This is a genomic window from Agrococcus sp. ARC_14 (genome assembly GCF_022436485.1).
In the GTDB taxonomy this organism is placed as follows: domain Bacteria; phylum Actinomycetota; class Actinomycetes; order Actinomycetales; family Microbacteriaceae; genus Agrococcus.
This window is the reverse complement of record NZ_JAKUDO010000001.1, coordinates 2,608,268-2,633,491: the sequence shown is the minus strand read 5'-3', so window position 1 is coordinate 2,633,491 and position 25,224 is coordinate 2,608,268. Positions and strand designations below refer to the sequence as shown.

23 protein-coding genes are annotated in these 25,224 nt (G+C 70.5%); 17 read left to right on the top strand and 6 right to left on the bottom strand.

All coding sequences use genetic code 11. The features are described from left to right. Positions 1-40 precede the first annotated feature (40 nt). From MKD51_RS12955 to secA, 3 genes are all read left to right on the top strand, one after another. Positions 41-691, top strand: coding sequence for a phosphoribosyltransferase family protein (locus MKD51_RS12955; RefSeq protein WP_240240712.1), 651 nt, complete (start codon positions 41-43; stop codon positions 689-691). A gap of 84 nt (positions 692-775) precedes the next feature. Continuing rightward, positions 776-1,453, top strand: a complete 678-nt coding sequence (gene raiA, locus MKD51_RS12950; RefSeq protein WP_240240711.1) for a ribosome-associated translation inhibitor RaiA — start codon at positions 776-778, stop codon at positions 1,451-1,453. Between the two features lie 116 nt (positions 1,454-1,569). Then, positions 1,570-4,380: a preprotein translocase subunit SecA gene (gene secA / locus MKD51_RS12945; protein WP_240240710.1), complete on the top strand. Its 2,811-nt coding sequence runs from the start codon at positions 1,570-1,572 to the stop codon at positions 4,378-4,380. Positions 4,381-4,504: 124 nt separating this feature from the next. On the opposite strand, the gene MKD51_RS12940 is transcribed toward secA, so the two are convergent. Both MKD51_RS12940 and MKD51_RS12935 read right to left on the bottom strand, forming a co-directional pair. After that, a complete protein-coding gene (locus MKD51_RS12940; protein WP_240240709.1) occupies positions 4,505-5,584 on the bottom strand; it encodes a hypothetical protein in 1,080 nt (359 codons plus the stop codon). 52 nt (positions 5,585-5,636) lie between these two features. After that, on the bottom strand, positions 5,637-6,413 hold the full coding sequence (locus tag MKD51_RS12935) for a hemolysin III family protein (protein WP_240240708.1): 777 nt from the start codon (positions 6,411-6,413) through the stop codon (positions 5,637-5,639). Positions 6,414-6,483: 70 nt separating this feature from the next. On the opposite strand from MKD51_RS12935, the gene uppS reads away from it, so the two are divergent. The 7 genes from uppS to MKD51_RS12900 all read left to right on the top strand — a co-directional run bounded on the left by uppS (position 6,484) and on the right by MKD51_RS12900 (position 13,557). Then, a complete protein-coding gene (gene uppS / locus MKD51_RS12930; protein WP_240240707.1) occupies positions 6,484-7,260 on the top strand; it encodes a polyprenyl diphosphate synthase in 777 nt (258 codons plus the stop codon). Positions 7,261-7,456: 196 nt separating this feature from the next. Continuing rightward, a complete protein-coding gene (locus tag MKD51_RS12925) occupies positions 7,457-8,794 on the top strand; it encodes a PhoH family protein (RefSeq protein ID WP_240240706.1) in 1,338 nt (445 codons plus the stop codon). 210 nt (positions 8,795-9,004) lie between these two features. Continuing rightward, positions 9,005-10,186 (top strand): winged helix DNA-binding domain-containing protein, encoded by a 1,182-nt coding sequence (locus tag MKD51_RS12920; protein WP_240240705.1) that lies wholly within the window; start codon positions 9,005-9,007, stop codon positions 10,184-10,186. A 75-nt stretch (positions 10,187-10,261) separates the two neighbouring features. Beyond that, positions 10,262-10,831, top strand: a complete 570-nt coding sequence (locus MKD51_RS12915) for a prepilin peptidase (protein ID WP_240240704.1) — start codon at positions 10,262-10,264, stop codon at positions 10,829-10,831. 79 nt (positions 10,832-10,910) lie between these two features. Then, a complete protein-coding gene (locus MKD51_RS12910) occupies positions 10,911-11,813 on the top strand; it encodes a MetQ/NlpA family ABC transporter substrate-binding protein (protein ID WP_240240703.1) in 903 nt (300 codons plus the stop codon). 56 nt (positions 11,814-11,869) lie between these two features. Then, entirely contained in the window at positions 11,870-12,901 is a 1,032-nt protein-coding gene (locus MKD51_RS12905; RefSeq protein WP_240240702.1) for an ATP-binding cassette domain-containing protein, read from the top strand. After that, positions 12,898-13,557, top strand: a complete 660-nt coding sequence (locus MKD51_RS12900) for a methionine ABC transporter permease (protein WP_240240701.1) — start codon at positions 12,898-12,900, stop codon at positions 13,555-13,557. Before MKD51_RS12905 ends, MKD51_RS12900 begins: the two co-directional genes overlap by 4 nt. Before the next feature lie 86 nt (positions 13,558-13,643). Here MKD51_RS12900 and MKD51_RS12895 read toward each other — a convergent pair whose 3' ends face one another. Then, entirely contained in the window at positions 13,644-15,002 is a 1,359-nt protein-coding gene (locus MKD51_RS12895) for an MFS transporter (RefSeq protein ID WP_346986717.1), read from the bottom strand. Positions 15,003-15,256: 254 nt separating this feature from the next. Here MKD51_RS12895 and MKD51_RS12890 point away from each other — a divergent pair, with 254 nt between their 5' ends. The 7 genes from MKD51_RS12890 (at position 15,257) to MKD51_RS12860 (ending at position 21,935) form a co-directional block, all read left to right on the top strand. Then, positions 15,257-16,477 (top strand): CaiB/BaiF CoA-transferase family protein, encoded by a 1,221-nt coding sequence (locus MKD51_RS12890; RefSeq protein WP_240240700.1) that lies wholly within the window; start codon positions 15,257-15,259, stop codon positions 16,475-16,477. After that, positions 16,474-17,262 carry an enoyl-CoA hydratase-related protein gene (locus MKD51_RS12885; RefSeq protein ID WP_240240699.1) on the top strand — a complete coding sequence of 263 codons (789 nt, stop codon included), beginning with the start codon at positions 16,474-16,476 and terminating at the stop codon, positions 17,260-17,262. Before MKD51_RS12890 ends, MKD51_RS12885 begins: the two co-directional genes overlap by 4 nt. A gap of 14 nt (positions 17,263-17,276) precedes the next feature. Beyond that, positions 17,277-18,647 (top strand): FAD-dependent oxidoreductase, encoded by a 1,371-nt coding sequence (locus MKD51_RS12880; protein ID WP_240240698.1) that lies wholly within the window; start codon positions 17,277-17,279, stop codon positions 18,645-18,647. Between the two features lie 44 nt (positions 18,648-18,691). After that, positions 18,692-19,699, top strand: coding sequence for a LacI family DNA-binding transcriptional regulator (locus MKD51_RS12875; protein ID WP_240240697.1), 1,008 nt, complete (start codon positions 18,692-18,694; stop codon positions 19,697-19,699). Between the two features lie 25 nt (positions 19,700-19,724). Next, positions 19,725-19,865 (top strand): hypothetical protein, encoded by a 141-nt coding sequence (locus MKD51_RS12870; RefSeq protein WP_240240696.1) that lies wholly within the window; start codon positions 19,725-19,727, stop codon positions 19,863-19,865. A gap of 99 nt (positions 19,866-19,964) precedes the next feature. After that, positions 19,965-20,834: a nucleotidyltransferase domain-containing protein gene (locus MKD51_RS12865; protein WP_240240695.1), complete on the top strand. Its 870-nt coding sequence runs from the start codon at positions 19,965-19,967 to the stop codon at positions 20,832-20,834. Positions 20,835-20,897: 63 nt separating this feature from the next. Then, positions 20,898-21,935 carry a hypothetical protein gene (locus tag MKD51_RS12860; RefSeq protein ID WP_240240694.1) on the top strand — a complete coding sequence of 346 codons (1,038 nt, stop codon included), beginning with the start codon at positions 20,898-20,900 and terminating at the stop codon, positions 21,933-21,935. 106 nt (positions 21,936-22,041) lie between these two features. Here MKD51_RS12860 and MKD51_RS12855 read toward each other — a convergent pair whose 3' ends face one another. Genes MKD51_RS12855 through MKD51_RS12845 form a run of 3 tightly spaced genes read right to left on the bottom strand, consistent with a single transcriptional unit; the run spans position 22,042 to position 25,177 of the window. After that, positions 22,042-22,542, bottom strand: a complete 501-nt coding sequence (locus MKD51_RS12855) for a tetratricopeptide repeat protein (protein WP_240240693.1) — start codon at positions 22,540-22,542, stop codon at positions 22,042-22,044. Next, positions 22,539-23,021, bottom strand: a complete 483-nt coding sequence (locus MKD51_RS12850; RefSeq protein ID WP_240240692.1) for a tetratricopeptide repeat protein — start codon at positions 23,019-23,021, stop codon at positions 22,539-22,541. Before MKD51_RS12850 ends, MKD51_RS12855 begins: the two co-directional genes overlap by 4 nt. Further along, positions 23,018-25,177: a prolyl oligopeptidase family serine peptidase gene (locus MKD51_RS12845; RefSeq protein WP_240240691.1), complete on the bottom strand. Its 2,160-nt coding sequence runs from the start codon at positions 25,175-25,177 to the stop codon at positions 23,018-23,020. The genes MKD51_RS12850 and MKD51_RS12845 overlap by 4 nt, the downstream gene beginning before the upstream one ends. Between the last annotated feature and the right edge of the window lie 47 nt (positions 25,178-25,224).

Below are 25,224 nucleotides of genomic sequence, written 5' to 3'. Positions count from 1 at the left end.
GCTCGAGCGCGCCCGCGCATCCGCCCGGCATGCTCCCGACATGGAGCTCACCGCGGCGCTGCGCGAGGCGGCGAGCGTGCTGTGGCCGGTCGCGTGCGCCGGCTGCGACGCGCTCGACGTCGCCGTGTGCGCAGCATGCAGGGCGCTGCTGCTGGCCGGTCCGGTGCGCGAGGTGCTCGACGGGCTGCCGCTCGTGGCCGCCGCCGAGTACGCGGGGCCGGTGCGCTCGCTGGTGGTCGCGTGCAAGGAGCACGGCGCGCGAGCGGAGGCGCGGGCGCTCGCGGCGGGGCTGCAGCTGGTGCTGGCCGTGCTGCCGGAGGCCGAGCTCGTGCGCGTGCCGTCGAGTCGGGCGGGGATGCGTCGGCGCGGGTTCGACCCTGTCGCGCTCGTCGTGCGGGCGGCCGGGCTGCGTTCGATCGCACTCAGGAGGGGAGGCGCTGCGCGGCGGAGCGGCGCGCAGAAGGAGCGCACGGTCGCGGAGCGCGCGCTGGCGGCGCAGGGCTCGCTCGTGCTGCCTCCGCGCGCAGTGCGGGCGCTCGGCGGGCGACCGGTCGTGGTGGTCGACGACGTCGTGACGAGCGGGGCGACCGTGCGCGAGGCGGTGCGTGCGCTGCGTGCGGCTGGGTGCGAGCCGGTCGGGATCGCCGCCGTCGCGAGGACACAGCGAAGGGTGGTGGAACCGCTGGCGTGAGCCAAGGTCGGCGGGGGTAGAGTGACGGCACGCAAGTCGGCCCAGCAGCCACTGCGCCGACGCCGATCATTCCGGGAGGCCACGATGGACATCACGTTCGGCGCCAAGGGCGCAGACATCACAGACCGATTCCGTGCGTACGCCGAGGAGAAGCTGACGAAGGTCACCCAGCTCTTGCCGCGCGCCACCGCTCTCGATGTCAAGCTCACCCGGCACGCGGTTCCTCATACGTCGGTCGCCGGCGGCCGCGTGGAGATCACCGTCCACGGTCCTGGCTCCATCATCCGCGCTGAATCCGATGGACCCGACAAGTACATGGCGTTCGACTCCGCCTTCCACCGCGTCATGGAGCGCGCGCGCCGCGTGCACGACAAGCGCACCGACCACAGCGCCCGCCGCCGCACGCCGCTCCACGATGCCGTCGCGAACGGCTTCGACCAGGTCGACATCACGCCTGCAGACCCCGCGGTCGTCGAGGCCGTCCGCACCGGATCGATCCCCACCGTCGAGGCGCAGCACGAGGCCGAGAACGAGTGGTCGCCCGTCGTGATCCGCCAGAAGCGCTTCCCCGCGAAGCGCATGAGCGTGCGCGATGCCGTCGATCAGATGGAGCTCGTCGGCCACCCCTTCTACCTCTTCATCGACGATGCCAACGGTGAGTGCGCCGTCGTCTACCGTCGCAAGGGCTGGTCCTACGGCGTCATCACCCTCGACGACGAGGTGTCCGAGCCGGTCGTCGAAGCCGAGCGCGCTGCGTCCTGAACCCCTCCCAGCTGGGCCCTGGACGCATCCGGGGCCCCGCTGGGTTTGCGTTGTTAGGATGAGCAGTCGGTTACCGAACCGTCATCTTTTCCCCTGAACACGGGAGGCACTGCACCGTGGCCAATATCTTCGAGAACATGCTGCGAGCCGGCGAGGGCCGGCTCCGGCGCCGACTTGAGCGCATCGCCAAGGACGTCACCGCGCTCGAGGACGCCTTCGAAGAGCTGTCCGACGACGAGCTCGCCGGCGAGACCGACGAGTTCCGCCAGCGCTTCGCCGACGGCGAGACCCTCGAGGATCTGCTGCCCGAGGCCTTCGCGGCCGTGCGCGAGGCCGCCAAGCGTACCCTCGGCATGCGGCCGTACGAGGTGCAGGTCATGGGCGCCGCGGCACTGCACCTCGGCAACATCGCCGAGATGAAGACCGGTGAGGGCAAGACGCTCGTCGCGCCGATCGCCGCCTACCTCAACGCCATCTCCGGCAAGGGCGTGCACGTCATCACGGTCAACGACTACCTCGCGAGCTACCAGTCGGAGCTCATGGGCCGCGTCTTCCGCGCGCTCGGCATGACCACCGGCTGCATCCTCGCCGGTCAGACGCCCGAGGTGCGGCGCGAGCAGTACGCCGCCGACGTCACCTACGGCACGAACAACGAGTTCGGCTTCGACTACCTGCGCGACAACATGGCGCACTCGAAGGAGGCGATGGTGCAGCGCGGCCACGGCTTCGCCATCGTCGACGAGGTCGACTCGATCCTCATCGACGAGGCCCGCACGCCGCTCATCATCTCCGGTCCCGCCGCGGGAGAGGCCAACCGCTGGTTCGCCGAGTTCGCGCGCATCGCCAAGCGGCTGCGGCCGGAGGTCGACTACGAGGTCGACGAGAAGAAGCGCACGGTCGGCGTGCTCGAGCCCGGCATCGAGCGGGTCGAGGATCTGCTCGGCATCGACAGCCTCTACGAGTCGGCGAACACGCCGCTCATCTCCTTCCTCAACACCGCGCTCAAGGCGAAGGCGCTCTTCAAGCGCGACTCCGACTACGTGGTGATGAACGGCGAAGTGCTCATCGTCGACGAGCACACCGGCCGCATCATGCAGGGACGCCGCTTTAACGAAGGCATCCACCAGGCGATCGAGGCGAAGGAAGGGGTGCAGATCAAGGCCGAGAACCAGACGGTCGCGACGGTCACCCTGCAGAACTACTTCCGCCTCTACGAGAAGCTCTCGGGCATGACGGGCACCGCCGACACCGAGGCCGCCGAGTTCATGGCGACCTACAAGCTTGGCGTGGTGCCCATCCCGACCAACAAGCCGCTCGTGCGCATCGACAACTCCGACCTCGTCTACGCGACGGTCGAGGGCAAGTTCAAGCACGTGGTCGACGACATCGTCGAGCGCCATGAGAAGGGCCAGCCCGTGCTCGTCGGCACGACGAGCGTCGAGAAGAGCGAGTACCTCTCGACGCAGCTCGCCAAGCGCGGCGTGAAGCACGAGGTGCTGAACGCCAAGAACCACGCGCGCGAGGCCGCGATCATCGCGCAGGCCGGTGGCCTCGGCGCCGTGACCGTCGCCACCAACATGGCCGGCCGAGGCACCGACATCATGCTGGGCGGCAACGCCGAGCACCTGGCGGTCACCCAGATGCAGGAGCTCGGCCTCAGCCCCTCTGAGACCCCTGACGAGTACGAGGAGCGCTGGGACGCGGTCTTCGCCGAGGTCAAGGAAGCCGTGGCCGAGGAGGCCGCGAAGGTCATCGAGGCAGGCGGCCTCTACGTGCTCGGCACCGAGCGCCACGAGTCGCGCCGCATCGACAACCAGCTGCGCGGTCGCTCCGGCCGCCAGGGCGACCCGGGCGAGAGCCGCTTCTACCTCTCGATGCAGGACGACCTGCTGCGCCTGTTCGGCGGTTCGGTCGCCCAGCGATTCCTGGCAGCGGATGCGGAAGAGGACGAGATCCCGCTGGAGTCGAAGATCTTCTCCCGCACGATCCGCTCCGCACAGGCGCAGATCGAGTCGCGCAACGCCGAGATGCGCAAGAACGTGTTGAAGTACGACGACGTCATGAACCGCCAGCGCGAGGCGATCTACTCCGACCGCAGGCACATCCTGGACGGCGACGAGCTCGACGCCAGGGTGCAGGGATTCCTCGAGGGCACGATCCGGGAGATCGTCGACGTGCACGCGGTCGGCAACGACAGCGACGACTGGAACCTCGAGTCGCTCTGGAACGACGCCAAGCAGGTCTTCCCCGTCAGCATCGCGATCGACGAGGTCGTCGCAGAGGCGCAGCCGCGGCTCACCGCCGACTTCGTCTACGAGCAGCTGCTCTCGGACGCCAGGATCGCCTACGGCAAGCGCGAGGAGGAGCTCGGCTCGCCGGCCATGCGGCTGCTCGAGCGACGCGTCGTGCTGTCGGTCATCGACCGCAAGTGGCGCGACCACCTGTACGAGATGGACTACCTGCGCGAGGGCATCGGCCTGCGCAGCATGGCGCAGCGCGACCCGGTGGTCGAGTACCAGAACGAGGGCTTCGCGCTCTATCAGCAGATGATGTCGGCGATCCGCGAGGAGTCGGTGACGTTCCTGTTCAACCTCGAGGTCAAGGTGCAGCAGGGCACGACCGCTGCAGCGCCTGCGCTCGAGGGTGGCGGGCTCGAGCAGGTCGAGGAGGACACCTCGAAGCTGACCTACTCGGCGCCCGACGAGGACGGCGAGGCCTCGGTGCACGACGACAAGGGTGCAGAGCTCGGCGCCGCGACCGGCAAGGCGCGAGCGAAGAGCGGCAACCCGGCCGTCGCTGCGAAGGCGAAGGCGCAGGGCGCGGGCGGCAACCGCCAGCAGCGTCGTGCTGCTGCGAAGCAGCCGCAGGCCGCGCCGAAGCAGGTCGGTGCGTTCGGCCAGGTGCAGGACGCGGACGACAAGGGCTGAGCCTCCCACCTCGAGGGCAAGCCCTCAGTGGCTGGTCTCGTGATGCGTGCCTGCTGCGCAGGCGCGCTCCTCGACCTTGAGCCGTCCGGGCGCAACGCGGCTCTGCCGCATGCGCCCTCCCTGCTCAACCGTCGAGCGACTGCAGGCCGTTCCAGGCGGTGATGCCCAGCGGCGGGCCGTAGGCCCCGCTCGATCCACCGTTCGAGTAGACGGCCGTGATGTGGCCCGCGCCGCTGGACTCCTCGAGGTTCGAGACCCAGCCGGAGCCTGATGCGCCGTCGCCCATGGCGCAGTCGGCGCCGTAGTTGGCGTCGCCGCCCGCGCCGTAGTTCACCGCGTCCTCCGCGCAGTAGCGCAGCACCTCCGCGTTGAAGTCGTCGTTGCCGGGATAGCCGGCGATCACGACGCCGTTGGTCTCGGCGGTGAAGCTCACGCCCTGGCCGCCGGCGGCATCCTCGAGTGTCTGTCCGTCCTGCGGGGCGAAGCGGATGAACCCGAAGTCGAAGCCCATCCATCCGTCGTCGTCGGCACCGTCGAGCCAGCGGGTGTTGGCCTCGAGGTACTGCTCCGGCACCCAGAGCTCCTCGGCCTCCCAGGTGCCGAAGGGTGCTTCGCCGTTCTCGTAGCCGGGGGAGAAGGAGATGCTGTCGAAGTAGTCGCGGGAGTCGTCGTCCCAGACGCAGTGCGCCGCGGTGACGACGATCAGGCCTGAATCGCTGTTGATGACGGTGCCGCTGCAGGTGAACTGCCCGGCCTCCGACTCCATCTCGATCCGCCCGATCGAGGTCAGCAGCAGGTTCGCGTCAGCGGTGTGCGGCTCGCCCGCGAAGAGCTCGTCGCCATTCTCGCTCACCGGCAGCGCGATGCCCGGCGCCACCGCAGGGGTGCCGCGCGTCGGCTCGAGCACCATGTCGGTTGCCGCGTCTGGCCAGTAGCCGTCGACCGTCTCGCCCTGGCTGCCCGCGTAGAGCTCGCCGGTGTCGGCGGTCGTCTCGTCGGTGGTCGTGACGGGGCCGTCGGGCTCCACAGGCACCACCTCGACCTGCGGCGCCCCGGAGGCCTGGGGCGTCTGGGTCGGCTGCGGCACAGGCGTGACCGTCTGCCGGGGCGGCGCGGTCGGCAGCGGCGGTGGCAGGATGCAGCCCGAGACGGTGAGCACGGCGGCGGCAGCGGCGACGATGGCTGCGGTTCGAGCGAGGCGCATGGTTCCTCACGCTAGGCCTGCCCGCCGAGCGAAGGCTGGGAGCCGCTGCGCCCTAGGCGGGCGGGTCGAGCGCGACGAGCAGGATGCCCGTCCAGTGGCACAGGAAGGCGATCACGGTGCAGACGTGGAACAGCTCGTGGAAGCCGAAGTGGCCGGGGAACGGGTTGGGCTTCTTGGTGCCGTAGAAGATCGCGCCGACCGTGTAGGCGACGCCTCCGGCGATGACGAGGGTCGCGGTCACGGCGTTCGCCGCCCAGATGTCGCCCATGAAGGCGACCGCTGCCCAGCCGAGCGCCAGGTAGATCGGCACGTAGAGCCAGCGCGGTGCTGTGAGCCAGAAGACGCGGAAGGCGATGCCCAGCAGCGCGCCGCCCCAGATGACCGACAGCAGGATCCAGTCGGTGGGGGAGGTGAGCGTCAGCATCGCGATGGGCGTGTAGCTGCCGGCGATCAGCAGGAAGATGTTGGCGTGGTCGAGCCGCTTGAGCACGACCCGCGTGTGCTCCTGCCAGTGGAAGCGGTGGTAGACGGCGGAGATGCCGAACAGCAGCACGCCGGAGAGCGCGAACACCGCGGTCGACCAGGTCGCGACCACGCCGTCGGCGAGCACGACCAACACGATGCCGGCGATGAGCGCCAGGGGAGCGGTGGCGGCGTGGATCCAGCCGCGCCAGGTGGGCTTGCCCTCGGCCTGCGCCTCGGCGATCGCCTCGCCTGCGGCCTCGATGAACGGGAGGTGTGCGGCGGCGGCGCCGCCGGCGGCGCCGCCGAGCGGGCCGTCGTCAGACGAGTCGTCGTCCTGCGCGCGGTCGTGTGCACGTGCTGCCATGCCTATAGCGTAGGGCGTACGCAGTGGCGCGGCACGCATGCTTCTGCGAGCGCCCGATAGATTCGTCAGCGTGCGACTGCGCAGTGCTCCGGGCTCACGGCTCGTCTACCGCTACTACGAGCGGCGACTCCGCCGCGACCTCGAGCGCGCCCCGGTGCCCAGGCACATCGCGATGATCATCGATGGCAATCGCCGCTGGGCGCGCGAGCAGAACCTCGCGACGGCCGGCCACGGCCACCGTGCGGGCGCGGCGAGACTGCGAGAGTTCGTCGACTGGTGCGCCGAGATCGACGTCGAGGTCGTCACGCTCTACCTGCTCTCCAGGGACAACCTCTACGGCCGAGCCACCGACGAGCTCGGCGAGCTGTGCGAGATCATCGCCGAGCTGGCAGACGACCTCTCCCGTCAGCCCGGCCGGCGCATCCGCCACGTCGGCGACGTGCAGGGCCTGCCGGCGCCGCTGGTGGGCGCGATCGAGGCGGCCGTCGCTCGCACCGCAGAGAATGTCGGCATCCAGGTGAACCTCGCGGTCGGCTACGGCGGGCGGCACGAGCTCGTCGAGGCGGTGCGACGGATCCTGGCGAAGTCCGACACGGTCAGCCCGGCGGAGCTCGCGGAGCGGCTGACGCCGGAGCTCATCGCCGAGCACCTCTCGACCGCGGGTCAGCCGGATCCCGACCTCGTCATCCGCACCTCCGGAGAGCAGCGACTGAGCGACTTCATGCTGTGGCAGAGCGCGCACAGCGAGTTCTACTTCGTCGAGGCGCTCGGCCCCGACCTGCGCGAGGTCGACTTCCTGCGCGCCGTCCGCGCCTACGGGTTGCGGCACCGCCGCTACGGGAAGTGACCGCCGACCCGCGAGGTTTCGTGCAGGTGAACAGTCCCTGGGCATCCGTGTGTCGTCGCAGGCCAAGCGCGTGCCGCGAGCGTAGATTCGGCCTTGTCGGGCAGATCCGCCCGGCGAGCGAGCGGCCATCGCGCCTGCGAGCACCACGGGAGGCGACGGCCGCGTGATCCGACCCTAGGTCGGAAGGGAGCGCCTCGTGCCTGAACTCGCCACCACCCCCGCAGCCGGAGCCTTCGAGGTCGACACCACGGAGACTCGCCAGCGCACATACGTGATCGACACGAGCGTGCTGCTGTCGGACCCGGGGGCGATGCACCGCTTCGCAGAGCACCAGGTCGTGATCCCCGTGGTCGTGATCGCCGAGCTCGAGAAGAAGCGGCACGACCCCGAGATCGGCTACTTCGCCCGCAGAGCACTGCGCAACCTCGACGACCTGCGCACCGCGCACGAGCGGCTCGACTTCCCCGTGCCGACCGAGGGCGGCGGCAGCCTGCGCGTCGAGCTGAACCACACCAACCAGGGCGTGCTGCCGAGCGGCCTGCAGCTGGGCGACAACGACTCGCGCATCCTCGCGGTCGCCTCGAACCTCGCGGCCGACGGGCTCGACGTCTGCGTGGTCTCGAAGGACATGCCGATGCGCGTGAAGGCCGCCTCGATCGGCCTCCCCGCGGAGGAGTACCTCGCCGAGCAGGCGGTCGACTCGGGCTGGACCGGCATGGCAGAGATCGCGCTCTCGGGCGAGCAGATCAACGTGCTCTACGAGGAGGAGCGCCTCGAGACGCGGCTGGTCGCCGAGATGCCGCTCAACACCGGCTTGGTGATCACCTCCGAGCGTGGCTCTGCGCTGGGCCGGGTGACGCGCAAGGGCGAGATCTCGCTGGTGCGCGGCGACCGCGAGGTCTTCGGCGTGCACGGGCGATCGGCCGAGCAGCGGCTCGCGATCGACCTGCTGCTCGACGACGAGGTGGGCATCGTGTCGCTCGGCGGCTCTGCGGGCACCGGCAAGTCGGCGCTCGCGCTGGCCGCTGGGCTCGAGGCAGTGCTCGAGCGCCGCATGCACAAGAAGGTGATCGTCTTCCGCCCCCTCTACGCCGTGGGCGGCCAGGAGCTCGGCTACCTGCCGGGCGACAAGGACGAGAAGATGAACCCCTGGGGCCAGGCGATCTACGACACGCTCGGCGCTCTGGTGGGCGACAACGTGCTCGACGAGGTCGCCGACCGAGGGCTGCTCGAGGTGCTGCCGCTCACCCACATCCGAGGCCGCTCGCTGCACGATGCCTTCGTGATCGTCGACGAGGCGCAGTCGCTCGAGCGCAACGTGCTGCTGACCGTGCTGTCGCGCATCGGCCAGAACTCGCGCGTGGTGCTCACGCACGACGTGGCGCAGCGCGACAACCTGCGCGTGGGCCGCCACGACGGCGTCGCGAGCGTGATCGAGACGCTCAAGGGCAACGATCTGTTCGGCCACATCACGCTGATGCGCTCGGAGCGCTCGCGCATCGCTGCCCTCGTGACGAGCCTGCTGGAGGGCTGAGGCGGGGCGGCTCGACGACTGCGATCGAGGCCGCTCGTGCGACGGCTGCGCGGTGCGTGGCGGACCCCTTCCACCGAACCCGACCTGGTGCACCAGGTCGGGTTCGGTGAGCGGGGTCGCGTTCGTGTGGTGGGCGGGCTGCGGCGTCGGCGTGAACGGGCGCAGTGGATGGGCGAGGCTGGCGTTGGCGGGCGGCGCTAGCGTGAGCGCATGCTCGAGCTGACCACCGCAGGTGCCAGACGGATGCGGCTGGTCGCGCAGGGCTTGCGCGGCACGGTGGCGTCGGGGGCGAGCGCAGCCGGCGCTCCGGCGCCAGGCGCGACGCCGCTCGGCGCCGCGGCTGGCGAGACGCCCGCGGACCCAGCGTCCGACGCGGCGCCCGCTGGCCCGACTCCCGCCGGCGCGACTCCTGCCGGCCCGACTCCCGCCGAGGTCGTGCGCCGCATGGTCGCGATGCAGGGCCAGGATCTGGCGCAGGTGCTGCGGGCCATCGCAATCCGCTCGGCGCCCGGCACCACGATCGCGCAGGTGCGCGCGGCATTCGACCGCGGCGAGATCGTGCGCTCCTGGCCGATGCGCGGCACGCTGTTCGCCATCGCCCCCGACGACCTGGCTGTGCTGCTCGCCTGGACGGCCGAGCGCATCCGTCGCGCATCCGCCCCGCAGCGCCGCGAGCGCGGTCTCGACGACGCGACGATCGATCGCGCGCGGGACATCGCGGTGGCCGCGGTCGCCGAGGCGCCCCGCACTCGCGCCGCGCTGCTCGAGGTGTGGGAAGCGGCTGGCATCGAGACCGGCCGCGGCCGCGGATACATGCTCATCAGCCAGCTCGCGATGGAGCGCCGCATGCACTGGGGTCCGTTCGCGGGCACGCAGCAGACGCTCGTGCCGAGCGCACCCATCGCCGTCGACGACCCGGAGGCTGGCCTCGCCGGCATCGCCCGGCGCTACGTCGCCGCGCGCGGCCCGGTCACGACCGACGACTTCGCCTGGTGGACGGGCCTGACGAAGACGGATGCGCGGGCCGCGGTCGCGCGCGCCGGAGGGCTGGTCGAGGTGCTCGTCGAGGGCGTGCCGATGTGGATCGCCTCGGAGCAGGAGGCGGCGGGCCGATCGGGTGTGCTGCTGGTGCCGGGCTTCGACGAGTGGGTGCTGGGGTATCGCGATCGCGCGCTGATCGCGAGTGCCGCGATGCGCGAGGCGCTCGTGCCCGGCAGCAACGGGGTGTTCAAGCCGGCGGTGCTCGTCGACGGTCGGGCGGTGGGCACCTGGCGGTGGCCGCCGCAGCCGGGCAGGCGGCCGGTCGAGCCCGAGCTCGCGCTGGTCGAGCGGGTGTCGCCGACGGTGCGCGCCCGCATCGAGCGCGCGCTGGAGGCCTGGCCGCACCGCTGAGCGACGGCGCTGCCCTCCACCCGGGCTGTGGACAGCGATCCCGCCACCGGCCCGCCCCTCACTACGGTTGCGGCCATGACAGCACTCGCGGAGGCGACGGCGGGCGAGCTCGCCGGCCCGCGTCCGCCCCTGCGGATTCGGCCGCTCGATCTGCTCGGACTGCCGCTTGCAGCGGCGGTCGCGTGGCTGCTCTTCGCGCAGGGCTGGGACGGGGTCGCGATCGTGCCGCTCACGGCCGCCGCAGCGGCCGCGCCTGCGCTGGCACGCATCGACGCGACGGAGCGGCGGCTGCCCAATGCGCTGACGCTGCCGCTGCTGCTCGTGGCAGCGCTCGCCTGCGGGGTGCGGGTGCTCACCGGCGAGCCGGCGCCGCTGACCGCGCTCGCCTGCGGTGCCGTGCTGCTGCTCATGGCGATCACCGGCGGCATGGGCATGGGCGATGTGAAGCTCGGCGGGGCGCTGGCGCTCGCGACCGCGACGCTCGGGTGGGCCGTCCCGCTCGCGGGTCTGGCCGCATCCGTGGTCGTTGGCGGGATGGCCGGTGCGGTGGCGCTGGCGCTCGGTCGTCGCACGCTCGCCTTCGGGCCCTGGCTGCTGATCGGTCATGCGCTCGTGGCGGTGATCGCCGCGCTCCGCGCTGTGTGACGATGCGTGACAGCGCGATTGCTGGATCGAGGCGCGCGCTTCCTACCGTGGTGGCATCCCCGCACTTGAAGGAGCCACCATGTCCATCCGCATCTCACGTTCTGCCGCCCTCGTCGGCGCACTCGGAGTCTCCGTCGCGCTCGCCGGCTGCAGCGCGACCGCCGGAGCCGGCGACGCCGAGCTCGGCACCGCCGAGAATCCTGTGCAGCTGGGCGTGGTTGGAGCCGCCGAGCCGTACTGGGGCGTGTACGAGGAGGCGGTCGAGGCCGAGGGCATCCAGCTCGACATCGTCGACTTCACCGACTACAACCAGCCCAACCCGGCGACGAGCGAAGGCGAGCTGGACATCAACCAGTTCCAGCACATCATCTATCTCGCCAACTACAACGTGCAGGCAGGCGACGACCTCCAGCCCATCGGCTCGACCGCGACCTACCCGATCGGCCTCTACTCGTCGCAGTACGACGACATCGAGCAGATCCCCGACGGCGGCGAGGTCATCGTGCCGAACGATGACACGAACCAGGCACGCGGTCTGCTCGTGCTGCAGGCGGCCGGCCTGATCGCCCTCGAGAACGGCGGCAGCCCCTACTCGACCGTCGATGACGTCATCGAGGCCGAGTCGCGCGTGACCGTCAGCGCTGTCGACGCCGCGATCACCGCCACCTCGCTGCCGGATGTCGCCGCCGCGGTCATCAACAACGACTTCCTGACCGACGCCGGCATCGACCCGGCCGACGCGCTCGCGCAGGACGACCCGACCGACCCGGCCGCGCAGCCGTACATCAACATCTTCGCGACGACGGCCGAGAACGCCGACGACGAGGTGCTCAACCGCCTGGTCGAGATCTTCCAGACGAACGAGGAGGTCCAGGCCGGTGCGCTCGAGTCCTCCGGCGGCACTGGTGTGTTCGTGCAGACGCCGAAGGACGAGCTCGTCGCTTCGCTCGAGGCCGTGCAGGAGGCCCTCCAAGCGCAGTGACATCGCCAGCGACCGGCCAGCGCTGCGCGCTCCCTGCGGCATCGAGAGGAACGACCATGGCACAGCACATCGTGATCGACCGGGTGAGCAAGCGGTTCCCGCCCGCGAAGCGCGGCGGCGACGAGATCGTCGCTGTCGATGAGGTCTCGCTCGAGATCGAGCAGGGCGAGATCTTCGGCATCATCGGCTACTCGGGCGCCGGCAAGTCGACGCTCGTGCGCCTCATCAACCAGCTGGAGCCCCTCACCTCGGGCTCGATCACGGTCGGCGACGTGCAGATCAGCGGATTGCGCGGCAAGCGCCTGCGCGAGCAGCAGACTCGCATCGGCATGATCTTCCAGCGCTTCAACCTGCTGACCTCGCGCACGGTCGCGGGCAACGTCGCCTACCCGCTCGAGGTGATCGGCGTCGGCAGGGCAGAGCGCAGGCGCCGAGTCGAGGAACTGCTCGAGTTCGTCGGCCTCGGCGGCCGCGCCGGCGCCTACCCCGAGCAGCTCTCCGGCGGGCAGCAGCAGCGCGTCGGCATCGCCCGCGCGCTCGCCGCGAACCCGCAGATCCTGCTCGCCGACGAAGCCACATCCGCCCTCGACCCCGAGACGACGGCAGAGGTGCTCGACCTGCTGGCCCGCGTGAACCGCGAGCTCGGCGTCACCATCGTCGTGATCACGCACGAGATGGAGGTGACCACGCGCATCGCCGACCGCGTGGCGGTGATGGATGCGGGGCGGGTGGTCGAGACGGGCGCCACCTATGACGTGTTCACGAGTCCGCAGACCGACACCGCGAAGCGCTTCGTGCAGACCGTGGTGCGGGCGCTGCCCGAGGGCGACGAGCTCGCGCAGCTGCGCGCCAAGCACGAGGGCCGCTTCTTCACGATCTCGTTCACGGACGAGGGCGTGAGCGAGGCCCGCGTCTTCTCGGCGCTCGCGGGCGCGGGCGTCGACTTCAACCTCGTGCACGGCGGCGTCGACGACATCCAGGGGCGCGTCTACGGGCTGCTGACGATCGCGGTGCGCGGCAGCGACGACGCGGTCGAGCGCGCACTCGCCGGCATCGGCGCAGGCGTGCGCGTGGAGGAGCAGCGATGAACGAGATCACAGAGATCCTGCCCGACCTGCTCGAGCAGACCGGGATCATGCTGTGGATGGTCGCGGTCTCGCTCGTCCTCGGCGGCATCGGCGGTCTCATCATCGGCACCGGTCTCTACGTCACCCGGCACGGCGGCATCCTGCAGCAGCGCGTCGTCTGGTGGGTGTTGAACATCCTGGTGAACACGTTCCGACCCATCCCGTTCATCATCCTGCTCGCGGCGCTGCAGCCGATCGGCCGCCTGGTCGTGGGCAAGGGCATCGGCACCGAGTACGCGCTGTTCGCGATCGCGTTCGCCGCGACCTTCGGCATCGCACGCATCGTCGAGCAGAACCTCGTCGCGCTGCCCGCCGGCGTCATCGAGGCGGCACGGGCGACCGGTGCGAGCCCGTGGCGCATCATCCGCACGGTCGTCATCCCCGAGACGCTCGGCCCGCTCGTGCTCGGCTTCACCTTCGCGGTGATCGCGATCGTCGACATGTCGGCCGTCGCCGGGCTGGTCGGCGGCGAGGGCCTGGGCAACTGGGCGATCACCTACGGCTACCGGCAGTTCGACGAGGTCATCACCTGGTCGGCGCTCGTCGTGGTGGTGCTCGTGGTGCAGGTGATCCAGGCGCTCGGCAACGGGCTGGCGCGCCGCATCATGCGCCGCTGACGCGTGGCGGCGAGATGCCTCGACGTGCTGAGGCATCTCGCCGCGACACCGGTCTTGCCGCCGCACAGACGTGCGGTTGCCCTAGGTCAAGGCGCCGTGGACTTCGCATGCTCCTTGGTCCCGATGGTCGCGAGGTCGGCGCCACGAGTCTCTGTGGCGAAGAAGACCGCGATCGTGGAGATGACTGCAGCGATCGAGAGATAGATCGCGATGGGCCACCAGGTCTCGTGCTCGCGCAGCAAGGAGGTCGCGATGAACGGTGAGAGTGAACCAGCGAAGATGGACGTCACTTGGTACCCAAGGGAGACGCCCGTGTATCGGACCCGGGTCGGGAACATCTCGGCCATGAGCGCAGGCTGAGGCGCATACATCAGACCGTGCACGATGAGGCCGAGCACGATCCCGAGCAGGATCAGGATGTCCTCACCGGTCGACATGAGGGGGAAGCCCACGAAGCCCCATCCGATGGCGAGCAGCGACCCGGTGAGGAAGACGGGCTTTCGGCCGAATCGATCGGTCAGGTGTCCGAAGAATGGGATCGTCACGAAGTGCACGGCGTGGGCGCCGAGCAGCAGGACAAGGATCTCCAGAGTCGTGCTGCCGATCGTGAAGGCGAGGTAGGTGATCGAGAACGTCACGACAAGCTGGTACATGATGTTCTCGGCGACTCGAGCGCCCATCGCGATGAGGATCTGGCGCGGGTAGGTGCGGATGATCTGCACGAGCGTCGGCTGCTGCTCAGCGCTCGCCTCAGCCTGTTCCCTCGCCTCGATGAAAACCGGCGCCTCATCGACGCGCGTCCGAATGTAATAGCCGACGATGACGATCACGGCGGAGAGCCAGAAGGAGACTCGCCAGCCCCAAGACAGGAATGACTGCTCCGGAAGGACGGCTGCCAGCGTCGCCAGCACGGCCGTGGCGAGGAGGTTTCCGAGGGGCAGCCCCGCCTGCGGCCAGCTGGTCCAGAAGCCTCGGCTTGCGTTGGGGCTGTGCTCGCCGACCAGCAGCACCGCTCCGCCCCACTCACCTCCGACACCGATGCCCTGCAAGATTCGGGCGGTGACGAGCAGGATCGGTGCCGCGTAGCCGATCGTCTCGAAACTCGGGATGCAGCCGATCGCGAAGGTCGATGCACCGACGAGGAGCAGGCTCGCCTGCAGCAACTTCTTGCGGCCGAGCCTGTCGCCGAGCCGACCGAAGATGATGCCGCCGAGCGGTCGCGCGATGAAGCCCACGGCGTAGATGAGCAGGGCGCTGATGACCCCGTCGAGCGCGTTGCCGGTCTGGGGGAAGAAGATCACGCCGAAGACCAGGGCCGACGCGGCCGAGTAGAGCAGGAACTCGTACCACTCGATGACGGTGCCGGCCATCGACGCCGCGACGACTCGGCGAAGCACCGAAGCTGGTTGCGAAGGCCGCTGGGTCTGCTGGGTCTGCTGGGTCACGGAGGCTCCTTTGTCTCGTGCTGACGCTTGAGAGTTGTTCGTGGGAACACAGGATTGTCCTGCGCCTCCACCGTCTTCGTCGACGACGGCATGCGCCGTCGCTCATCGAGGTGCCGGGCCTCGGGCAGAAGTCCGACCGCGATTTCGGGCATTCAAGCACGCGGCAGACGTGCAGCGCAACCGATTGTTCAAATTTGCTCGCGCCGGTGGACAATCGGTTGCGCACGTGCTGTACTGAGTCGCAGACGACAGGCATGCCCCACCGGATCATGCTCCACGTCTCCACGACATCGAGAGAGGAGGCGCTTGTGCTCGAGGGCATTCGCGTACTGAGCTTCACCCATTTCCTGCAGGGCCCATCCGCCACGCAGACGCTCGCGGATCTTGGTGCGGAGGTGATCAAGGTCGAGCCTCCGCAAGGGGCGTTCGAGCGCTCGTGGTCTGGCCCCGACGCCTACCTCGGCGACACGAGCGTGTTCTTCCTGCTAGGCAATCGCAACGTCCGCAGCATCCGCGCGGACCTCAAGGATCCCAAATGGCGAGAGACGATCCGAGAACTCGTCACGCGCGCCGACGTACTGATCGAGAGCTTCAGGCCTGGCGCGATGGCGCGACTGGGCCTGGGATGGGACGAGCTGCACGCGCTGAATCCGCGACTGGTGTACTGCTCGCTGTCCGGATACGGCCCGGACGGCCCCTACCGTGATCGGCCGGGCCAGGACGTCCTGCTGCAGTCGCTCTCAGGATTGGCTGCTGCGACGGGAGCCGGCGACCAGCCGCCGACGCCGACCGGGGCGTCGATCGTGGACCAGCATGGTGCGACGCTCGGCGCGCTCGGCATCCTTGCGGCGCTGCATGGCCGCGAGCGCACCGGCGTGGGCACGCTCGTCGAGAGCAATCTCCTCAACGCCGCGCTCGACCTCCAGATCGAGCCGCTCTCGTACCACCTCAACGGCTTCGCCGGCCAGCGCAGTCCCAGCGGCGTCTCGTCCGGGTACTACAAGGCGCCCTACGGAGTCTTCCCCACCGCTGACCGGCACGTCACGCTCTCTCTGAACTCACTCGCGACGCTGACAGAGCTCTTCGGGGATCCTTGGTTCGTCGCAGTCGGTGAGGAGCACTCGTACGAGCGTCGGGACGAGGTCAACCGCCGCGTGGCAGTGCACCTTGCCGGCCGGCCGCTCGCCGAATGGGAGGCCCGCTTTGCGGAGCACCGCGTCTGGTACGCGCCCGTCCATGACTACGCCGATGTGGAGATCGATCCGCAGGTGCTGCACAACGAGTCGATCATCGAGTTCGAGCATCCGCAGGCCGGGCGCGTGCGCACGATCGGGCACCCCGTCACCTACGACGGCGTGCGCCCGGGTGTCCGCACCCTGCCGCCCGCGCTTGGCGCCGATACGCACGCGGTGCTCGCCGAGCTCGGCATCGACGGCGAGACGATCGACGCACTGACCGGGGAGGTCGCGGCATGAGCGTCGTCACGCTGGCGCAAGACGCCCCTGCGGAGGGCCGCGTGGTCACCGAGTGGCACGGCGAGATCGCCGTCGTCTCTCTGGATCGACCAGCGAAGCGCAACGCGCTCACGATGGCGATGGCGACCGCGTGCATCGCAGCCCTGACCGACGCCGCGTCGCGGGCGCGCGTCATCGTGCTCCGCGGCACCGATGCCGTGTTCTGCGCAGGCGCCGACATCGCGACCTACGCGCGCGGCGACGACGAGGAGGTGCGTGCGCTCACCGATGCTGCCAACGCTCTCGTCGATCTGATCGAGAGCACACCCGTCCCGATCGTCGCGGCCGTCGAAGGGATGGCGCTGGGTGGGGGGATGGAGCTCGCCCTCGCCGCAGACCTGGTGGTCGCATCCGAATCTGCCCGGTTCGGATTGCCTGAGGTCACGCTCGGCCTGATACCCGGTTGGGGTGGCACCCAGCGGCTGACATCGCTCATCGGGCGACGTCGCACCAAGGAAGTCGTCCTGCTGGGCCGTGTCCTCAGCGCTGCGGAGGGCGACGAGGTGGGTCTCGTCACGCGGCTCTGCGCGCCGGGCGCTGCGGCGTCGACGGCGCTCGAGGTCGCGAGCCAGATCGCCGCACGGGCGCCGCTAGCGGTGCGCGAGGCCTGTCGCGTCATCGACTTGGCCCCGGCTGGGCGAACTGAGGAGCGTGCCGCGCTGGATCTGCTGTTTGCGTCGCACGACGGCAGAGAAGGTGTCGCTGCGTTCGTCGAGAAGCGGCAGCCCGAATTCCGGGGCGAATGATGGAGGAGCACACGATGACCGCTGGCACGACCCCTCGATTGGCCATCTGGCAGTTGGACGCCGTCTCCGACGGATCCGATCTTCCTGTGCTCGCGGAGGTGGACGTCTGCATCGTCGGTGCCGGCGCTGCCGGCGTCGCGGCAGCCGTCACATGCGCCGAGGCGGGGCTCTCGAGCGTGGTGATCGAGAAGTACGGATTCGCGGGTGGCGCCGCGGTGGCTGGGATGTCCGGCACTATCTGCGGCCTGTTCCAAGCAAGCGACCGCAGCTCGACACCCGTGCAGGTCGTCCGCGGCTTCACCGAACGGTTCATGGTCGGGCTCGAGCAGCGTCACGGGTTGACGGCACCGCAGCCGTACGGCAAGACCTGGACGGTCGCCCACGATCCCCTCGTCTGGCGCGAGACCGCCGACGACATGCTGACGCGAGCTGGCGTCCGCGTGCTGTTCCACACGGCGGTCACCGGCGTCGTCCTCGACGGCGATCGCCATCGCGGCGTGGTGATCGAGTCGAACGCAGGCCGCGCGGTCGTGCTGGCACGGCGCACCATCGATGCGTCGGGCGATGGCGCGGTTGCCGTGCGTGCCGGTCTGGACTACACCTTCGGTGACGAGGGCGCCATCCAGAACCCGACGATGTTCTTCCGGCTGGGCGGAGTCGACGCAGCGGCGTTCTGGCAGGAATGGGGCGCAGACACCATCTGCTCCGAGGCCACGACCCATCGCATCGCAGCGGCGAGCGATGCAGGCCTGGACCTGCCCCGGAAGAAGATCTGGGCGTTCGCGACGCCGCAGCCGGGCCAGCTGCTCGTCAACGCGACTCGCCTCAGCGGCGCCGACGGGCGGATGCTCAACGTCATCGATCCCGAAGACTTCACGGAGGCCGAGATCCTCGGGCGCCGGCAGGTGCGCGAATACGAGAGATTCTTCCGAGATGCCTTCGACAGCTGCCGTGGCGCCTACGTCATCGACACCGGAGTGGAGGCTGGCATCCGTCAGACCCGGACCATCACCGGTGTCGAGACGCTCACCAACGACGACGTGATCGGTCTCCGCAAGAGACCCGACGGGATCGCCAGGTCGCCGTGGCCCATCGAGCTGCACGTCGGCGAGCGTCCGAAGCTGCACTGGCTGCTCGATGACTTCTACGAGGTTCCGTACTTGGCACTCGTTCCAGAGCGGGGCGAGGACATCATCGTGGCGGGACGATGCCTCAGCGCGGAGCACGAGGCGCTCGCATCCTGTCGAGTGACGGCCCAATGCTTCGAGTACGGCCAGGCTGCGGCGGTCGCGACTGTGCTGTCCCTGCAGAGCAGCAGCGCGTATCGGGAGCTCGCTGGGGAACGGATCCGGTCGGAGATGATCGGGTTGGGATCAGAGCTCTAGGCGGTCGCTCAGGCATACGCGGGCCGCTGCTACGGTTGCAGGCCATGGCCAGCCTTCAGGACGTCGCGGATGCGGCCGGTGTCTCGCGCTCCGTCGCGTCGCGAGTCCTGAGCGGCGATGCCCGAGCACGGATCAGCGAGACCACTCGCGAGCGAGTCCGCGAAGCAGCCACGCGATTGCGCTACGCCCCAGATCACCAGGCGCGGGGACTGCGCACGCGCCGCGCTGGCGCGGTCGCGCTGCTCGTCCCCGACGTCAACAACGCCATCTTCGCGGAGCTGCTCGCCGGCGTCGAAGCCACCGCCGACGAGCACGGTTCTGTCGTCATCGTCGGCTCAGTAGGAGACGAGCGCGACGTCGCGTCGATCGTCGGCCGAGGCCGCGTGGACGGGGCAATCCTGCAGCGGCCCGAGTCGATGACCGACAACGAGCTGCGGGCCAGCCTGCAGCTCGAGGTTCCCACCGTGCTGTTCAATTCCCGAATCGATGGCTACACAGGTTCCGTCATCCTCGACGATGCCGTCGGCGTGGCCATAGCCGCGCGCCATCTGGTCGAGCGTGGCCATCGCGACATCGGGTTCGTCGGTGGCCGTCCGTTGCACGATGCTGCCGGGCGGCGCCGCGATGCCTTCCTCGCGGCCATGGCGAATCACGGGCTCGTCTGCCTCGACGGATGGGTGCAAGAAGGCGGCTGGGAGGCTGAGGACGGGGCGGCCGCAATGCGCCGTCTGCTCGACCACGATCGACGCCCCTCAGCCGTGGTGGTGGCGAGCGCAAACGCCGCCTTTGGAGCCGCCTCGGCGGCACACGATCGTGGCATAGACATCCCCTCGGATCTCTCTCTCGTCACGCTTCAGGACCCCTGGCTCGCGCGTTTCGCGGTGCCGGCACTCACTGTGGTGAGGATGCCGATGCGCGAGGCAGGAGCGGCGAGCACCGAGATGATCTATGACCATCTCCTCGGCCAGCCGCTGACTGATGTCGTCATCGATACCCCTGCCCCCATCCTCGTCGAGCGGGGATCAGTGCGGGGTCGTCCGCAGGGCTCCTGAGACGAGTGCTACACACGGACGACAGGTGAAGGATGGTCGTCCGTGTGCCGCCGACGCGCGTGCCAACTTCGTCAAGGCGTGCACGAAGGCTGACGACGCAGGCGCGGCGCAGGGCTGGGTCGCAGAGCAGGAGCGCCTCACGCTGGCGGAGACCGATCTCGAGTAGTGGGAGCAGACCGGTGCCGTGCGCGATCGTTCCGATTCGGCCTCGCACTGCTGATCACCGGCGTCGAGGCGCTGGTGACCGCCCGCTAGGCTCCCGACCGTGCTCGATGACGCCGCCCTGTTCGCCATGGCGAGCGACCTCTGCCGCATCGATGGCGTCGAGGGCGTCATGCTGGGCGGCTCGCGCGCCCGCGGCGCTGCGGCGCCAGGCTCCGATGCCGACCTCGGCATCTATCTGCGCGGTGCCGTCGACGAGGAGGCGATCGCGGCGCTCGCCGAGGGGTGGTCGGATGCCTCGGCGCCGCCCGCGCGCTGGACGCAGTCGGGCGCGTGGGGCCCGTGGGTGGACGGCGGCGCCTGGCTCGTGGTCGACGGCACCGCGGTCGACTGGATCCGCCGCGACCTCGAACGGGTCGAGGCGCAGTGGGAGCGAGCGCGACGCGGCGAGTTCGCCTTCCACGCCCAGCCCGGGCACCCGCACGGCTTCCTCGACGCCGGCTACTGCGCGGAGCTGGCGCTCGGCCGGATGCTCGCGGATCCGAGCGGGGCGCTGAACGAGCGCCGGGAGCGCATGCAGGAGATGCCCGCGGCGCTCGGATCCGCGCTCGCCGACCGCATCTGGGAGGCGAGCTTCTCGGTCGACGCGGCCGCCAAGGCCGCGGCTCGCGGCGACGCCGCCTACGTCGCGCTCTGCCTCGCGCACGCCGCGCTGATCTCGGCGCACGCGATCCACGGGCGCGACCTCCGATGGTCGACGAACGAGAAGGGGCTGGTGGCCGCTGCGGCGCGGCTGCCGAGCGCGCCAACGGGCTTCGCGGCGAGCGTGACCGACGCGCTCGCGCTCGGGGACGCATCCGGAACCGCTCTCTCCGACGCGGTCGAGCGGGCTCGGCGGCTGGTCGACCGGGTGGAGGCTGCCCTCGCCGTGCCGGAAGGCGGATCCGAGGCCCGACGCGCGCCGTCGCGCTGAGCCCGAGCGTCACGGGGCGTCACGGGCAAGCGGGCGCGGGCCGGTTGCGCGCATGATGGACGCATGACCGCAGCCACTCCCACGCACCTCGTCGGCAGCATCAACCAGCCCGACGCCGAATCCGTCTTCCGCGTCGTCGCCGATCGGCTCGGCGACGTGCCGCGCATCCCCGACGGCGAGGTCGGCGAGCGCTTCTACTGGATCCAGTTCCAGACGCTGCGCTTCGACCAGACGCCCGGTCTCGAGCGCGTCGGCGAGCCGGGGTACCGCATCCGCGACACCTTCGATGTGCGGCAGTTCCGCGTCACGGGTGACGTGGTGCTGCCGGAGCTGGGCTACGCGAACGCGGCGATCGAGTCCTACGAGCGCTTCGCCGCGCTCAAGGAGGGCGGCGTCATCGGCACAGCGATCCGCTTCCAGGTGTCGCTGCCGACGCCCATCGCGATCGTCGGCGCGTTCATCGAGGCCGGCAGCCGCGCGGCCTTCGAGCCCATCTACCGCGATGCGCTGCAGGCAGAGCTGGACCGCATCCTCGAGGCGATCCCGCACGACCAGCTGGCGATCCAGTTCGATGCGGCCGTCGAGTTCGCCATCCTCGAGCACGATCGCCGCCCCGCGTTCGCGGTCGGGCCATGGTGGGAGGGCGGCGCCCTCGAAGGTGTCGTCGAGCGGCTGGTGGAGGTCGGCGCATGGGTGCCGGAGGGCGTCGAGCAGGGCTACCACCTCTGCTACGGCGACGTCGAGGAGGCGCACTTCGTGCAGCCGGCCGATGCGGGCCAGCTCGCTGCCGTGAGTCGCGAGGTGCTCGCCCATGCTCGGCGACGCGTCGACTTCATCCACCTGCCGGTGCCGATCGAGCGCGACGATGCCGAGTACTTCGCGTCGCTCGCCGGCGTCGAATGGGGCGAGACCCAGGTCTTCCTCGGCCTGGTGCACCACGAGGACGGCGTTGCGGGAGCGCTGCGCCGTGCGGAGGCTGCGCGCACTGCCGTGGCATCGTTCGGCATCGCCACCGAGTGCGGCTTCGGCCGCGGCCCCGAGGAGCGCACAGCGCCGCTGCTCGACCTGCACCGCGAGGTGGCGGAGCGGCTCTCGGCGTGACCAGCGCCGTTCGGCTGCGCTGGGCGCACAGCGTGTCGGGTTCGAGCTCGATTGTCGCGACAGACGAGCGCCGACCTGACACTCTGTCGGCGCGCCGGCAGCCGGGTCAGGAGGGGTCGGGCTCGGGCTCGGTCAGGGCTGCTGCGTAGGCGCGCAGCGAGCGGTTGTAGCGCGGCAGGCTGGGCTCGATCGCCTCGACGGCGACGCGCATCGCCTCGTCGTGGCGGCCCGCCGAGTGCAGCGCGAGCGCGAGGAACACGCGCGGCGCAGCACCGGTCGACGGATGCGTCGGCGCGGCCTCGAGCACAGCGATCGCGTCGGCGACGCGGCCGGTGTTGCGCAGCGTCGAGCCGTACTGCACGGCCAGCTGGGCGTGCTGCTCGGGTTCGAGCCCCAGCGCCAGCGCGCGCTCGTACTCGCGCTCAGCCTCGTGCTCGTGCCCGTGGGAGTCGAGCATGCCCGCGAGCTCGAACGCGGCACGACCGTCGGCGCCCGGGTACGCATCCGTCAGCGCGCGCATCGCCGCGATCGCCTCGTCGGCAGGCGTCTCGTCGAAGCGCCCCCAGAGCCCGTCGACCTGCGCGTGCCAGCGCTCGGCCGCGCTCACGACGGCTCCTCGGTGAGCAGCGCCGCATACTCCGTGAGCGCCCGTCGGTAGAGCGGCATCGTGGGCACGAGCGCTTCGATCGCGACGCGCAGCGCCTCGTCGTGCCTGCCCGCGTCGTGGAGAGCCAGCGCCAGGAACGCGTCGCGCGCCGCACCCACCTGCGGATGGTCGGGCGCCGCGCGCAGCATGGCGATCGCCTCCTCGTTGCGGCCGACGTTGCGCAGGGTCGATGCATGCTGGATCTGCCGGTGCGCGTCGAGGTCGGGGTCGACGTCGGCAAGGCCGGCCACCGCAGCCTGCTCGTAGAGCGCTGCGGCCTCAGTCTCGAGCCCGGCGCTGTCGTGCGCGCTCGCGAGCTCGAACAGGCCGATCGCCTGGTGCGGCGCCGCCTCGGCGAGCGGATGCATGCGGGCGACGCGCTCATGCTCGTCGATCGAGGCGTCGTCCCAGAGCGCCGCGAGCTCGTCCTGCCAGCTCATGCGCGCGGCTCCGGGCCGGCCTCGGGTGCCGCAGCGACCAGCCCTGCGCCGGCCTGCCGGCTGCTTCCCGCACCGTCGGTCGCCGCGACCACCAGCCCCGTGTGGCGCGCCGCGAAGGCCAGCTGGTCAGCGAACTCCAGCGCAGCGGCGTCCTTCGGCTTTCCCATGCCGTGCCCGGCCCGCGTGTCGATCGAGAGCAGCACGGGAGCATCCGCGCCCTCGCCCGTCTGGCCCGCCGCCTGCGCGCGCTGCAGCTCGGCCGCGAACTTGAACGAGTGCGCGGGCACCACGCGGTCGTCGTGGTCGCCGGTGGTGATGAGCGTCGGCGGGTATGCCACGCCCGTCGGAACGTTGTGCAGCGGCGAGTACGCGCGCAGGTAGCGATGCGCGTCCGCCTCGTCGGGGTCGCCGTAGTCGCTCGCCCACGCCCAGCCGATCGTGAAGCGGTGGTAGCGCAGCATGTCGAGCACGCCGACGCCCGGCAGCACCGCGGCCCACAGCTCCGGTCGCTGGGTGAGCGCGGCACCCGCGAGCAGGCCGCCGTTTGAGCGGCCGTGCAGGGCGAGCTGCGTCACGCTCGTCACGCCCGTCGCGATGAGGTGCTCGGCGATCGCGAAGAGGTCGTCGAAGACCTGCTGCTTGCGCTCCTTGGTGCCGCCCTTGTGCCACTCGGAGCCGAACTCGCCGCCGCCCCGCAGGTTGGGCACCACCAGCACGCCGCCCGCTGCCACCCATGCGGCGAGCACCGCGCGGAACCCCGGATTCATCGGGATGTTGAAGCCGCCGTAGCCCCAGATGAGGGTCGGGCGGGCCGCATCGCCCGGGTCGTCGGCCGGGCGCACCAGGAAGGCAGGCACCTCGACGCCGTCGGTCGAGACGGTGCGGATGCGGTGCGTCACCGCCGCGGGCGCTGCCGGCCCCGGGGTGGGCAGCGTGCGGTGCGAGACGAGGCGCGCGCCGTCGACCTCGATGACGTGCCGGGTGCCGCGGTCGACGAAGCTCTGCGTCGACACGAGCACGGTGTCGGAATCCTTGCCGGCGTCGGAGCCGATGATCGAGACGCCGTCGCCGAGCGGCACGGCGTCGCCGAGCTCGCCGTCGAAGGTGGCCAGCTGCATGCGGTGGCTCGCGTCGTGCGAGTACTCCAGCACGAGGCCGGATGCGGTGAGCGAGGCGTCGAGCAGCACGTCCTCGGGGTGCTCGGGAACGATCGTCGATTCGCGCCCGGTCTCGAGGTCGAAGACGGCCAGCCGGTAGCGGGCGGCGCCCTCGTCGGTGACCGCGTACAGGCGACCCTGCCGGACGCCGATCGCGTTCCACTCGTGCTCGTGGCCGTCCACGAGCTGTGTCAGCCCGTCATCCCCGTGCCGCGCGACGGCGAGGTCGTTGCCGCTCGACGAGCCGGTGTCGGTCGAGAGCACGAGCCACGTGTCGTCGCGCGGCCAGTGCCGGGCGAACATGCGCGGCTCGTCAGGGCGGGCGAAGAGCACGGCGTCGTCAGCCACATCGGCACCGGTCTCGTGCCGCATGAGACGGCCGGCGCCCATCTCGTCGGTGAGGGCGTCGCCGGTCGGCGCGTCGTACGCCCAGTAGCTGAAGGCGCGCGCTCCCGGCAGCCAGACGGCGCTGTTCCACTTCGTCCACGGGATCTCGTCGGCGAGATCGTCGCCGGTGGCGATGTCTCGGATGCGGATGGTGCGCCAGTCGGAGCCGCCGTCGGCCGCGCCGTAGGCGAGCAGCGCGCCGTCGGGGGAGACGCTCGCCATCGTGACCGCGACCGTGCCGTCGGCCGACAGCACGTTCGGGTCGAGCAGCACGCGAGGTGCCGCATCCCCGCTTCCCTCGAGCCCGTCGACGGAGTCGGCGACCACGAGCACCGGCTGGTTCTGCCCGTCGGAGTGCCACGCGAAGGCTCGGCCGCCGCGCACCCAAGGGCAGCCGCGGGTGGGCGCCTCGAGCAGGGCGGTCAACCGCTCGCGGAAGGCGGCACGGGCCGGCAGCTGCGCCAGCACAGGCTCTGCGAACGCGTTCTGCGCCTCGATGAAGGCGCGCGTCTCGGCGGAGTCGCCGTCCTCGAGCCAGCGGTACGGATCGGCGACCTCCTCCCCGTGGATCGTCTCGACCGTGTCGTCTCTTCGCACCTCGGGATACCGCATCCGACCACCCTAGGCCGAGCGGCTGGAGGAGCGGCCCGGGTGGCGGT

Coding starts and splice junctions, on each gene's coding strand:
- raiA (WP_240240711.1), top strand. CDS start 776: ATGGACATCACGTTCGGCGCCAAGGGCGCAGACATCACAGACCGATTC.
- MKD51_RS12900 (WP_240240701.1), top strand. CDS start 12,898: ATGAACGAGATCACAGAGATCCTGCCCGACCTGCTCGAGCAGACCGGG.
- MKD51_RS12935 (WP_240240708.1), bottom strand. CDS start 6,413: ATGGCAGCACGTGCACACGACCGCGCGCAGGACGACGACTCGTCTGAC.
- MKD51_RS12845 (WP_240240691.1), bottom strand. CDS start 25,177: ATGCGGTATCCCGAGGTGCGAAGAGACGACACGGTCGAGACGATCCAC.
- MKD51_RS12915 (WP_240240704.1), top strand. CDS start 10,262: ATGACAGCACTCGCGGAGGCGACGGCGGGCGAGCTCGCCGGCCCGCGT.
- MKD51_RS12955 (WP_240240712.1), top strand. CDS start 41: ATGGAGCTCACCGCGGCGCTGCGCGAGGCGGCGAGCGTGCTGTGGCCG.
- MKD51_RS12860 (WP_240240694.1), top strand. CDS start 20,898: ATGACCGCAGCCACTCCCACGCACCTCGTCGGCAGCATCAACCAGCCC.
- MKD51_RS12940 (WP_240240709.1), bottom strand. CDS start 5,584: ATGCGCCTCGCTCGAACCGCAGCCATCGTCGCCGCTGCCGCCGCCGTG.
- MKD51_RS12910 (WP_240240703.1), top strand. CDS start 10,911: ATGTCCATCCGCATCTCACGTTCTGCCGCCCTCGTCGGCGCACTCGGA.
- MKD51_RS12890 (WP_240240700.1), top strand. CDS start 15,257: ATGCCCCACCGGATCATGCTCCACGTCTCCACGACATCGAGAGAGGAG.
- MKD51_RS12875 (WP_240240697.1), top strand. CDS start 18,692: ATGGCCAGCCTTCAGGACGTCGCGGATGCGGCCGGTGTCTCGCGCTCC.
- MKD51_RS12920 (WP_240240705.1), top strand. CDS start 9,005: ATGCTCGAGCTGACCACCGCAGGTGCCAGACGGATGCGGCTGGTCGCG.
- MKD51_RS12885 (WP_240240699.1), top strand. CDS start 16,474: ATGAGCGTCGTCACGCTGGCGCAAGACGCCCCTGCGGAGGGCCGCGTG.
- MKD51_RS12905 (WP_240240702.1), top strand. CDS start 11,870: ATGGCACAGCACATCGTGATCGACCGGGTGAGCAAGCGGTTCCCGCCC.
- MKD51_RS12880 (WP_240240698.1), top strand. CDS start 17,277: ATGACCGCTGGCACGACCCCTCGATTGGCCATCTGGCAGTTGGACGCC.
- MKD51_RS12850 (WP_240240692.1), bottom strand. CDS start 23,021: ATGAGCTGGCAGGACGAGCTCGCGGCGCTCTGGGACGACGCCTCGATC.